Source organism: Mesorhizobium sp. G2-6-1 (assembly GCF_055809095.1).
Genome location: NZ_CM147896.1, coordinates 620,019 through 631,097, shown reverse-complemented (window position 1 = coordinate 631,097; position 11,079 = coordinate 620,019). Strand labels below are relative to the sequence as shown.

Annotated in this window: 13 protein-coding genes; 2 read left to right on the top strand and 11 right to left on the bottom strand. The window is 54.1% G+C overall.

Annotated features, from left to right (window positions below):
* Positions 1-79: 79 nt before the first annotated feature.
* The 11 genes from AC0L7S_RS03040 to AC0L7S_RS02990 form a co-directional block, all read right to left on the bottom strand.
* Positions 80-826, bottom strand: coding sequence for an SDR family oxidoreductase (locus AC0L7S_RS03040; protein ID WP_473473017.1), 747 nt, complete (start codon positions 824-826; stop codon positions 80-82).
* 62 nt (positions 827-888) lie between these two features.
* Positions 889-1,650: an SDR family oxidoreductase gene (locus AC0L7S_RS03035; RefSeq protein ID WP_473473016.1), complete on the bottom strand. Its 762-nt coding sequence runs from the start codon at positions 1,648-1,650 to the stop codon at positions 889-891.
* 86 nt (positions 1,651-1,736) lie between these two features.
* On the bottom strand, positions 1,737-2,540 hold the full coding sequence (locus AC0L7S_RS03030; protein WP_473473015.1) for an ABC transporter permease: 804 nt from the start codon (positions 2,538-2,540) through the stop codon (positions 1,737-1,739).
* Positions 2,530-3,429, bottom strand: coding sequence for an ABC transporter permease (locus AC0L7S_RS03025; protein WP_473473014.1), 900 nt, complete (start codon positions 3,427-3,429; stop codon positions 2,530-2,532). The genes AC0L7S_RS03030 and AC0L7S_RS03025 overlap by 11 nt, the downstream gene beginning before the upstream one ends.
* Positions 3,429-4,562 (bottom strand): ABC transporter ATP-binding protein, encoded by a 1,134-nt coding sequence (locus tag AC0L7S_RS03020; protein ID WP_473473013.1) that lies wholly within the window; start codon positions 4,560-4,562, stop codon positions 3,429-3,431. The genes AC0L7S_RS03025 and AC0L7S_RS03020 overlap by 1 nt, the downstream gene beginning before the upstream one ends.
* Positions 4,559-5,395: an LLM class flavin-dependent oxidoreductase gene (locus tag AC0L7S_RS03015; protein ID WP_473473012.1), complete on the bottom strand. Its 837-nt coding sequence runs from the start codon at positions 5,393-5,395 to the stop codon at positions 4,559-4,561. Before AC0L7S_RS03015 ends, AC0L7S_RS03020 begins: the two co-directional genes overlap by 4 nt.
* A gap of 53 nt (positions 5,396-5,448) precedes the next feature.
* Positions 5,449-5,619, bottom strand: coding sequence for a hypothetical protein (locus AC0L7S_RS03010; RefSeq protein ID WP_473473011.1), 171 nt, complete (start codon positions 5,617-5,619; stop codon positions 5,449-5,451).
* Positions 5,620-5,676: 57 nt separating this feature from the next.
* Positions 5,677-6,438 (bottom strand): SDR family NAD(P)-dependent oxidoreductase, encoded by a 762-nt coding sequence (locus AC0L7S_RS03005; protein WP_473473010.1) that lies wholly within the window; start codon positions 6,436-6,438, stop codon positions 5,677-5,679.
* 20 nt (positions 6,439-6,458) lie between these two features.
* Entirely contained in the window at positions 6,459-7,403 is a 945-nt protein-coding gene (locus AC0L7S_RS03000) for an aminotransferase class IV (RefSeq protein WP_473473009.1), read from the bottom strand.
* A 279-nt stretch (positions 7,404-7,682) separates the two neighbouring features.
* Positions 7,683-7,901 (bottom strand): hypothetical protein, encoded by a 219-nt coding sequence (locus AC0L7S_RS02995; protein ID WP_473473008.1) that lies wholly within the window; start codon positions 7,899-7,901, stop codon positions 7,683-7,685.
* Positions 7,898-8,737, bottom strand: coding sequence for an extracellular solute-binding protein (locus AC0L7S_RS02990; RefSeq protein ID WP_473473007.1), 840 nt, complete (start codon positions 8,735-8,737; stop codon positions 7,898-7,900). Before AC0L7S_RS02990 ends, AC0L7S_RS02995 begins: the two co-directional genes overlap by 4 nt.
* Before the next feature lie 289 nt (positions 8,738-9,026).
* On the opposite strand from AC0L7S_RS02990, the gene AC0L7S_RS02985 reads away from it, so the two are divergent.
* Positions 9,027-10,070, top strand: coding sequence for an LLM class flavin-dependent oxidoreductase (locus AC0L7S_RS02985; protein ID WP_473473006.1), 1,044 nt, complete (start codon positions 9,027-9,029; stop codon positions 10,068-10,070).
* A 42-nt stretch (positions 10,071-10,112) separates the two neighbouring features.
* Complete coding sequence (locus AC0L7S_RS02980; protein ID WP_473473005.1) at positions 10,113-11,075, top strand: LysR substrate-binding domain-containing protein; 963 nt, start codon at positions 10,113-10,115, stop codon at positions 11,073-11,075.
* Positions 11,076-11,079: the final 4 nt, after the last annotated feature.

Below are 11,079 nucleotides of genomic sequence, written 5' to 3'. Positions count from 1 at the left end.
CGATGTGCTTTAAAGACGTCAAGAACATCGCCTTCACAAGGCATGTCGGTCAATTTTGCCCTGATCCGTGTCGGGCCATCTATAGCTTCCTGGCTGCGCCACCGTCGACGAGCAGCTCCTGACCGGTGACATAAGCACTTTCACTCGATGCAAGGAACGCAATGGTGGCGGCAACTTCGTCGAGCTTTCCCGGCCGGCGTGCCGGAATGCTCTCCTGGAGTTCAAAACTCCATTCCAGATTTTCCATGAAACCGGGCAGAACATTGTTCATGCGTATGCCGAAACGCGCATAATGAGCTGTATAGAGCTGCGAAAATCCGGCGAGTGAATGCCGAATCATGGCTCCAAAGGGGTATTTGGTTGCCGGCACAACGGCACCCAGACCCGATAGATTGATGATCGAACCTGTCTGCTGCTTGCACATTTGCGGAGTTACCAGCCGCGCCATGCGCACGGCAGGAAGGATCAGACTTTCGACGGCCTCGTGCCAGGAGTCGTCTGGAATGTCGAGCAAATGGTCGTGCTCTGCATAATCAAGGAGGTTCGTTTGCGGTGTACCGGCCCAACCAGGGTGGCCGGTACTCGTCACGACAGCGTCGATACGGCCATATTTTTCAAGCGCCAGAGCCACAAGCTTTTCAAGGTCACCAATTTCGGTAACCGAACCAGACATTGCGACACCATCGAGTTCCGTGGCAACTCCGAAGGCGGAATCCGAAAGTGACATCACGACAACGTGAAAACCGCGTTTGGCCAGATGCCGTGCACTTGCCGCGCCGATTCCGCGACCACCTCCGGTAATGATTGCTACAGGCTGTTGGGTCATGACAGATGCTCTCATTTACTGCAAAAATTTGCGCCGTCCGCGAACGTCCGAAGCGCGCGAATCTAAATGCAAAGCCCACCGTCGACGGCCAGACAGCTTCCAGTGATCATGGAAGCAGCATCGGAAGCCAGAAAGATCACCGCGTTTGCGATGTCGCGTGGCTGGACCAATTTGCCACCGAGCGGAATTTGCTTCGCCAATCCGTCCCAAATCTCATCGCTTTTGTCGTTGACATAACACTCGGCCAGCGGTGTGCGTGAAAGCGATGGACAGATGGCATTGACGCGGATGCCATCGCGCGCAACTTCTGCGGCCAGCGCCCGCGTTATCGTCATCACTGCACCCTTGGAGGCGGTATAGACGACTGCGCCAGCGCGCGGTCGCAAGGCACTGCCCGAAGCAATGTTGATGATATTGCCGCTTTGTGACTGCCGGAAATGCGGCAATACCGCCCGGCAACCAAGAAAGACACCTTTGCAATTGACGTTGAAAATGCGGTCGAAGTCGTCAACGCTTGTCTGTTCCAGAGTTCCACCGACGCCAACGGTTCCGGCATTGTTGACGAGCACGTTGATGCTGCCGAAATGGTCGATCGCATTGGCAACCATGTTTTCAACGTCGCTGGGGTTCGTTACATCGCAACGCAACGCTATGGCTTTCGCGACCGTTCCCTGTTTGGATAAATCCTGTGCAAGTGCGGCGGCGTCAGCCTCGTTCAGATCGGCGATCACGACGTTTACGCCGGTTCCCATGAACGCGGCCGCAATGCCAGCTCCAAAACCGGATGCACCGCCCGTGACAATCGCGGTTCTTGTCGCAGCCATCAACTCTTCTCCCGAAAAGGTTCAACTTCCACTTCTTGTGTGGTGCGTTTCCAACAGATCTTTGTCTTGGAAACGCGCATGACGCATCAACTGCCCATACCGCGATCAAGCGTCTTGCCGATATCCAGGAAACTTGCAACGGCGAACAAACCCACCAATGTCGCTATCGCCAGCATGGAGGTGATTGCCGTGAGTTGGGGGTCCAGCGGTGAGAAGCGCAAGGCATCGAATATGCGGACTGGCAGAGTCGTCACCTGAGGCGAATTCAGGAAGATGGAAATAGAGGCGTCGCTGAAAGAGACGAGGAATGCCAGCCCCCAACCAGCCACCACGCTCCACTGCATCAGCGGCAATGTCACATATGTGAAGGTCTTGAACCAATTTGCACCAAGGCTCCTGGATGCCTCTTCCAGAGTGGGGTTTACAAGCCTCAGTCCGGTAGCAAGGAGCACTATTGCAAATGGCGCAACGAGGACGAAATGGCCCAGCACCAAAGCCGTGATTGTGCCGCCAAAGCCAAAATAGGTGTATGTCTGAAGAAACGCGAAACCCAGTACCACCGACGGGATCATCATCGATGAGACCGCCAGAATCCACAGCACCCAGTTCAGCCGCGAGGTGAAGCGGACAAGGGCGGCGCAGACCAAAAACCCGAGCAACACTGCCATAGTTGCGGCGACGAACGCGACGAACAGGCTGATGAGAAGCGAACTGACCATTTCCGGACGGTCGAAAATTGTCCAGTACCACTTCAGCGTGAGTCCCTCAGGCGGGAAGACAACATATTGTGTCGTCGTCAGTGAACCCATCACGATCGCGACAATCGGTGCAACAAGACAGATTTGAGCAATGATAATATAAGTTGAAAGCAGGATGTTCTTACGCAACATTGCGGTTCATATCCTCCATTCTTGTTCGTTCCTTAAACATGCCATAGAGCCGATGGCTGGAATGCCACCCCGCAAGAACGCCGGTCGTGCACACGGCCAAGATGACCGACATGCAAGCAGCAAAAGGCCAGTTCAGCAGGGCCATGCTCTGTTGATAGATGAGGGTCGACATGACCTTCACCTGGGGCCCGGCAATGAGAGCCGGTACTGCATAAGCCGCCATGCTCAAGGAAAAAACGAGGAGACTGCCGGCTATGACTCCTGGCAGGCTAAGCGGAAGCACGATCAAGAGAAACGCTTTGCGCGAACTCGCACCGAGGCTGCATGCCGCCAGAACGAGATTCCAGTCGATAGCGCGAATTGATGCGGAAATTGCAAAGACCATGAACGCCGCATTGGCATAAACAAGGCCGGTAACCAACGTGCCTTCACGGTAGATCATTTTCACGGGGGTCTCGACAACACCCAAATACAACAGCACGTCATTGATGATTCCCTGCCGTCCAAGTAGTATCAACCAGCCATAGGCAACAACAACTGGACTTGAAACGAGGGGTATTACCAGCATCACAATCGCCAGTGAGCGCAATTTTCCATCAAATCTGGCAATATAATACGCGATAGGATAGCATAGTATTATACATAATATAGTAATGGTTATAGATATCCGAATTGTACGAAACAGGACTCCCAGATAAAAACTATCTGTAAGAAATTTTATGTAAAACGAAGCACTTATGTCTTGAATTGCGCCGTGAATCGGATCGAATCTGTCAAAACTCGACCGAAATAGCTGTATAACCGGAATTGCATAGAAAACGGCGAAGACCGCCGCCGGTACGATCACCAGCGCCCACCAACGGAGGGTTCTGTTGGGGACCTGGGTCATCAGCGCGTCTCATCGGGGAAAACGAGGCTGCTATTCGTATCCCATATTAATCTCACCCTTTCCCCCTTGGTGAAATCCTTTGCCTCGCCAGCCGCCATGGAAACCTGCACCAGGAAATCCGCGAGGCTGACCTCGTATTCCCGCCGGCTGCCAATGTAGGTGACCTGCTCAATGGTTGCTTCAAAGCCGCCGGCATCTGCATCGCCTGAAGCGCGAAGCTCCAACCGTTCCGGTCTCACCATGACCTTGACCGGTCCGGTGATATTTTCGGCATTCGCGATGTCAATGCTTCCGAGGCCAGGCAGGTCCACACGCGTCTTGCCATCAAAACTGTCCGCCACCCCTTTCAGCGTGTTGATACCGCCGATGAACGTGGCAACGAATTCGTTGACCGGATGATCATAGATTTCAGATGGCGTCCCGATCTGTTCGATCTTGCCCGCACGCATGACGGCGATGCGGTCAGCCATCGTCATCGCTTCTTCTTGATCATGCGTCACCAAAAGAGTCGTAATTCCCAGACGGTTCAGCAACTCGTTCAACTCTCGTTGCATGGTCTTGCGCAGTTTGGCATCGAGATTGCTGAACGGCTCGTCGAGAAGCAGAAGTGTGGGCTCGATGATGACGGCGCGCGCAAACGCAATGCGTTGCTGCTCTCCACCCGACAGCATGGACGGCATCTTGTTTGCTGCTGCACTGAGTTTGACCAGATCCAGCGCCTGATGCACTTTCGTCGAAATCTCGTCCTTCGGCAGTTTTCTCATTCGCAGGCCGAACGCAACGTTGTCCCACACGGTCAAATGTGGAAACAGGGCGTAATTCTGGAACAGGATGCCGACATTGCGCTGTTCTGGATTGAGCCCTTTCATGGAGCGTTCACCGATGAAAATATCGCCGGCTCCAGGTGTCAGGAATCCAGCGATGGAGCGCAAACATGTCGTCTTTCCGCATCCGGACGGGCCGAGCAGGCAAAGTTTTTCGCCCTTGCTGATTTCGATGGTCAAATTATCGACAGCCAGGTGCGAATGATAAGCCACGGTCAGATCGCTGATGCGTAGAAAGCTTTCCGACAACTGGTGGTCTAATCGTTCCGCATTTTGCATGCCAGCCGTTTGCGGAACTTGTTGCCTCATGCCGAGTGTCCTTGGGTTGCACCACAAGCCAGTCTCGGCATGACCTCGCTGCCGAACGCTGTCATTGATTTCATCACGCTGGCATGTGGAAGATTTCCGAACTTGAAAATGCAACTGAGATGGCTCTGCATCAGGGTCTCGATGTCATTGTCGAGCACTTCCAGCACGTGATCGGGATCTCCGATCGGGGCGTGCTTCAAAATATCGTCTACACTCGGTTCCCCGTCGAAAGGTACCTCCAGAATCCGGCCCTTTTCAACTCCATCCGACCCTCTTCTGAGTGCCGCGCCCAAACGCAATGTGTAGAGAACCTGAGAGGCGGCTTTCCTTTGCTCGTCCTTGTCGCGCGAAACGAATATGAAGCGTTGCGTGGCAATGCGCATATTGGCTTTGGACGTGTTGACCGCGCTCCAGATGGATTCAACCGCTTGGCGCATGGGAACGATGTCGCTCGCAGGCTTATGATTTTGGCTTAGAAACGGGATGAAACCTCGTTCCACGATTCGACGTTGCAGGTTCTGGACCTTCGTCAATCCGGCAACGAAAATCTGCGGCATGCGATTTTCGAAAGGCTGAATAGCCATCGGCGTTGATCCATATTGGTGAAATTTTCCGCTATATTCAACGTAGCCGCGACTGAAAGCCATCTCAAGCAGGTCAAGGAATTCCTCGACCATCTCGGCCGAATCCTCAAGCTTTTGACCGAACTTGCTGAATTCATGCTCCTGATAACCACCGCCTATCCCGATCACGAGACGCCCCTCTGCAAGCTGGTCGACGAACGCGATCTCCTCGATGAGGCGCAGCGGTTGATAAAGTGGAACAACAAGCACTGCAGTTCCGACCTGAATTCTGCTGGTATTGGCGGCACAATACGCTGACATGATCAGGGAGAGGGGATCATCGAATAGTTCGAAAAATGATGCTCTGAAAACCATGACACATCAAAATTCATATCTTCGGCCAGTCGTGTTTGCTCCACCGCTTCGACCGCCAATTGGTGCACGCTTACACATTCACTTGGTTGAGGCAGAAGATTGAAAATCCCGAATTGCATCTAATTCTCCCAAGCCCTGTTGGCTATCAGCGCACAGAGCTGCGCCAACAGGATTTTCTAGACGATCGTGTCACCGCCATTTGGACTGATATTCTGGCCTGTGACGAAGTCCGACCCACTCGCTGCCAGGTAAAGAACCGCCGCTGACATCTCTTCCGGCCTCGCAATCCTGCGTAACGGGATGAGGTCGGCCGATTTCTTGACTACTTCTTCGCCGTCCACCTCAATCTGCATCTTGGTGGCAACGGCACCCGGCGAAACAGCGTTTACACAGATGTTCCAGGGAGCGAATTCCTTGGCCCAGGCCTTGGTCAGGCCGAGGAGAGCGGCCTTGGCCGCGCAATAGGTGGCACCGAAATGATGACCGGTCATGCCCCAGATCGAGGCAATGTTGACGATCTTGCCAGATCTGCGTTCCTTCATGCCTGGAATGACTGCTTGCGTCGTGAATAGCGTTCCCTTGACATGAATACCGATCATGCGGTCGAACAGCTCTTCAGTGATGCCCTCGATACCCGATCGTTCCGCAGATATGCCCGCATTGTTGACGAGAATGTCTATTCTCCCGAACGCACTTTCTGCCTCGCGGACCGCCTCTTTCATCGCCCCCACGTTGGAAACGTCTGCACAAATCGAGATACACTCGCCGCCGGCGCGCTCCACGAGCTCGCATGTTTCTTTGGCGCGCTCTTCCAGAAGGTCATGAACAACAACTTTGGCGCCCCTTTGCGCGAAAACCAAAGCATGTGATTGCCCCATTCCCCGCCCGGAGCCGGTGATGAATGCAACTTTATCTGTCAGGTCAAACATCTGATTCATTTCGCTTTTCATTGTTGCAGTTACATTGCCAAAGGGTGGACTTTCGTTGTCCAGTCCGGATCGCTGTGAACCTTCCAATACTGCTTGTAGAGCCGGTTGGTCAGGCGGCCCATTTGGCCATTCCCAATCGTCTTGCCGTCTATTTTCGCGGCAAAAGCGATGCCGCCTGCCGTTGACGTCACAAAAATTTCATCAGCATGGCGCAATTCGTCGGGAGACAATTTGCGCTGCGTCGCCTGCACCCCGAATTGTTCGGCTATGTCCAGAACAACGCTGCGCGTGATCCCCTCCAGCACTCCGGATGCCGGTGTGATGAGTTCGTCTTGTGAGACGCAGAAGACATTGAAGCCCGGGCCTTCGGTAATGTTGCCTTCGAGGTCAACGAGCACTGTGTGGTCGGCATCCCGCTGGTAAGCCTCGAACATGCCCCGAACCAGATCGAGCCAGTGGTAATTCTTGATCCTCGGGTCAAGCGATTGCGGAGGAATTCGCACGATATCGCTGATGGCCAGGTTCAATCCATGCTGGCGCTGGTGCTCATTGGCGATGTAGCCGAAGGGGATGGCGAACGCGATGAAATTGTTGACGGCATCTCGCGGATCGCGGCTGAAGCTTGCCGATCGCCCTCTGGTACATATCATCTCGACATAGACGTTGCTCAGTCCAGAACGCCTTACGCATTCATGAAGTATCGAGGCGAGACCGTCCCTGTCGAAGGGCAACTGCAAATGCATGCGGCCAAGATTTTTCAGGAAGCGGTCGAGATGGCGCTCCAGGACAAAAAACTTGTTCTCCCAGACGTGGACCACGTCATATGTCGCGTCGGACCTGAGAAAACCCCAGTCGAGAACTGAAATCCTTGCTTCGCTGATGTCGCGGTATTCTCCGTCGATATAGGCGCACCCTTTAGGGAAGCCGGTCGAAGACGCGTGCTGCGATTCCGATGATTTGCCGCTGCTTGTCATCCACTACCCTCAACATCTCTTGATGCTCTATATCCATCCAGCAAAATTCACCCGAATTGCGCCAGCCGGTTTGCTGTTGCGTCTCGTACACGGTCCGCCTCCATGCACGAGACCGCCCTGTTTCCAGAGCTTTCGGCGCTTCCAGATCGGTGAACCACAGCAGGGGGCAGGGTCGAGAGATTGCGACCGCTGCCGTGCCGATCTGGAAACAGCTATGGCGGAGCCGAAAGCTGGCATGAGAAATGAAATCTTACATTTGCTGGATATGAGATCCGCGAACTATTCGATTTCCACTTCCTTGTTCCAGCGTTCGGTCCATGCTGGCTTTTCTTTGCTGAGATATGTCCAGTCGATGGGGACGATATTGTCGCCCGCGCCATCTGGAGACGCAATGATGGAACTCATCGCTGATGGCAGTTCGACGTTCTTGTTGACTGGAAGCCACCCGAGTTTTTGCGCCATCAGTTCCTGTACCTCGGAGCCAATGAGAAAGTTCACGAAGTCCTTGGCCGCCGCGGTATTCTTGCCATCTTTAATGACAGATACGCCCGCTTGAATCGCCGCGGTGCCTTCCTTGGGAAAGCGAATTTCAAAGGAAAATCCGTGCGCGCAACATAGGAGTAAGTCTCGCTGTCCGTCCAGACGGCGGCCCAGGCTTCTCCCTGTTGAAAAAACGACGTCAGATCGGCAGTGGTGTCGAACGTAAAGACGTTTGGCCGAATTTCACCCATCCCTTTGAACGCAGCGTCGACATCGGATGTGTCCTGGCCATAAGTCTTGGCAAGCAGCGTGAGCAGAATCTGGGTATAGCTTATCGAGATAGAGCTGACGATGACGTGTCCCTTGAGAGCCGGTTCGGCCAAATCCTTCCAGCTATCGGGTGTCGGAATATCGTTTTCCTTGAATTGCTCAGGATTATACGCAATGCCCAACCGGAACAGTCCCCATCCAAATCCCATCTGGTTGGAAAGTTTGGATACATCCTGAATTTGATCGGCATTGGAGAAATCGGACGGGTTTAACGGTTCCAGCAGCCCCATGCCGAAAGCCTGAACCATTGGCCCGTCATCTATACAGGCAACGTCGATTTGGGGATCGCCCTTCTGTGCCTGCAACTTGGCGATGGTGGCAGCTGAATTTCCTGTGAGGTAGGAAACGCGCGTGTCGTATTTCTTCTCGAAAAGCGGGATCACCTCGCTTCTGAAGAAATTCTCCGGAGCCCCAGGATAGCACGCGAGGACAATGCTGGATTCCGCCGCTGCAGGCGCTGCCTGCCACGCAAACAGGCTCGCAACGACAGGTACGATAAACAGCGCTTTGGCTTGAGATTTCATGCTGATTTCCCCTTATTATTATTAGCCTTATTGGGGGCATAGCGTTTCAGTAATTTGCAGGTGATCGCAAGCGGTATTTTCTTACTGGATCGTTAACTTGAGCGCATGCGCGTGGCATGGATTACTGTCCGTTGCGGCTCTGGTACTGAAACTAATTTGTCTGTCGACGCGCAATGGCGATAGGATGGTCACAGTGGACATGGGTGCCGTCTGGCAGGCCGTGTAATTGTTGCCAATTGAGAAGAACCAAGAAGGTTGCAGCGTGGTCAGCTTAGGCTTGTTCAACTTGATGGGACTGTATGATCGCAACGTCTCACCCTCTTCGGTCGTCAAAACCACAGTCGACAGCGTCAAGATGGCCGAGGATTTCGGCTTTGATATCGCCTGGTTTGCCGAGCACCACTTTTCCAATCACTCGATTTGTCCATCATCGCTGATGATGATTGCCCACTGTGCGTCGGAAACGTCGACCATCAACTTGGGAACGGCTGTGCTGGCGCTTCCGCTCTACGAGCCGGTACGTATCGTCCAGGAAATTCTTTTTGCGGAATTGCTGACGCACGGGCGACTTGTTGTCGGGCTTGGAAGCGGTTACCAGCCCCATGAGTTTCAAAGCTTCCGGGTTGACATATCGGAGCGGCACGCCCGCATGCTGGAGGTGTGGTCGATCATCGAGCAGGGCTTGGATACCGGCGTCATAGACTTTCAGGGCAAGTACTTCAACATTCCGCGCACAGAGCTTGCGGTCAGCCCGCTGGGGCTTCCAAAGCCGCGAATGTTCGTCGCCAGCGGAAATCCGGAAATCGTTGCGCGAACTGCCCGGAGCGGGCACACTCCGTTCATGAGCTATGGTCATCGAGGTTTGGATGAAGCCCTAAAACTCCGCAACAGCGTTGCGCAACATTGGTCAAATGCCACGGGCTCCGACCAGGATATGCCGCTGGGCCTCATGCGCTTCATATACGTTACCGAAGACGAGCGCGATGCACAGCACGCTGCGCGATGCGTGCGCGATCTTGCCCGCGCCTCCGTGCCTTTGACCACCGGATTCAAGTCAACGGATGGCGGCCCGTTCATTCGTCTCATGCCTTTGAATGACGAGCCTCCACTCGAAGACTTTCAGCAAAACGCAGTCATCGGCCCGGCCAGCTATTGCGTCGAAAGGCTCAACCGGGAAATCAAGGCGCTCAAACCCACTCATCTTGCTTGCCTCATGGGATTTGCTGGCATTGGTAGACGCGAGACGCTCGCATCCCTGGAGCGTTTTGGCTACGCTGTGGTTCCGCACCTGCATGAACTGCAAAATGTGCAACAAGTTTCCGCCACGGGATAGTGCCTCTGCGTCGCGGGCGAAGGAACGGAGGATGACGCGCCAATGGTGATATCCCCGCGCCGGCCGCCAGAGGCGAAGGAGGAGCAGCATCGACTGCGGCTGCCTCCTTTGAACCTGTTCAAAGTATTTGACGTTGCGGCCCGACATGGGAGCTTTTCGGCAGCTTCTGACGAACTTTGCGTTACACCTTCGGCGGTGAGCCAGCAGATTCGTCAACTCGAGGATCTGCTCGATATCCGGTTGTTTCATAGACTGCCAAGGAAGGTAGAACTGACACGCGAGGGAAGATTGCTCGCCGGTGCCGTTTCGGAAGCGCTTTCCCTGATCGTTCAGGCCTACTCGCAAATCAACAATCCAGGCGAATCTACCATTCTCTGCATCAACGCACCCGCGTCGATCATTTCACGATGGCTGATGCCACGCCTTGCGGAGTTCAGGCAGCTTCATCCGCAAATCAAGATCAACCTGCTGGCATCCAACGATCCTGTAGATTTCGACCGGCAAGATATCGACATTGCCATCCGTTGGGGTGACGGTTCCTGGCCCGACGTTCACGCCGAAAAACTCGGAACAGGCAAGCTTTTTCCGGTGGGACGACCGGAAGGCACGCATGGCGAGTTCATGTTCAGCCAGACGGAAGGTCCTCTCGGCTATACACTGCTTCAGCCAATCGACGGGGGGTTCTGGTCCGCCTGGTTTCATACTGCCGGCATCAATTGCGTAAAGGAAACCAACAAGCTGTATTTCGACGACGAAGGCGTAATGCTTGACGCGGCGGCACATGGTCAGGGTATAGCTCTGGCCAATATGATTTTGGTCGAAAACGACCTCGAGACCAAGCGTCTGGTCAGGCTCCACGACCATGAGATGGACACTGACCGCTGCTATTACGTTCTCTCAAGCAAGGCGTTTTCAGAAAAACCCGCAGTTGCCGCTTTCGCCGCTGGCTATCAAGCTTCAATATCAGCGAATAGTGACGCGACGGCAGGAACTCCGGCGCCTTAAAACG

Bases quoted from the DNA above. Each gene is read 5' to 3' on its own strand.
- AC0L7S_RS03040 (WP_473473017.1), bottom strand. From the start codon at position 826: ATGACCCAACAGCCTGTAGCAATCATTACCGGAGGTGGTCGCGGAATC.
- AC0L7S_RS03035 (WP_473473016.1), bottom strand. From the start codon at position 1,650: ATGGCTGCGACAAGAACCGCGATTGTCACGGGCGGTGCATCCGGTTTT.
- AC0L7S_RS03030 (WP_473473015.1), bottom strand. From the start codon at position 2,540: ATGTTGCGTAAGAACATCCTGCTTTCAACTTATATTATCATTGCTCAA.
- AC0L7S_RS03025 (WP_473473014.1), bottom strand. From the start codon at position 3,429: ATGACCCAGGTCCCCAACAGAACCCTCCGTTGGTGGGCGCTGGTGATC.
- AC0L7S_RS03020 (WP_473473013.1), bottom strand. From the start codon at position 4,562: ATGAGGCAACAAGTTCCGCAAACGGCTGGCATGCAAAATGCGGAACGA.
- AC0L7S_RS03010 (WP_473473011.1), bottom strand. From the start codon at position 5,619: ATGCAATTCGGGATTTTCAATCTTCTGCCTCAACCAAGTGAATGTGTA.
- AC0L7S_RS03005 (WP_473473010.1), bottom strand. From the start codon at position 6,438: ATGAATCAGATGTTTGACCTGACAGATAAAGTTGCATTCATCACCGGC.
- AC0L7S_RS03000 (WP_473473009.1), bottom strand. From the start codon at position 7,403: ATGACAAGCAGCGGCAAATCATCGGAATCGCAGCACGCGTCTTCGACC.
- AC0L7S_RS02990 (WP_473473007.1), bottom strand. From the start codon at position 8,737: ATGAAATCTCAAGCCAAAGCGCTGTTTATCGTACCTGTCGTTGCGAGC.
- AC0L7S_RS02985 (WP_473473006.1), top strand. From the start codon at position 9,027: ATGGGACTGTATGATCGCAACGTCTCACCCTCTTCGGTCGTCAAAACC.
- AC0L7S_RS02980 (WP_473473005.1), top strand. From the start codon at position 10,113: ATGGTGATATCCCCGCGCCGGCCGCCAGAGGCGAAGGAGGAGCAGCAT.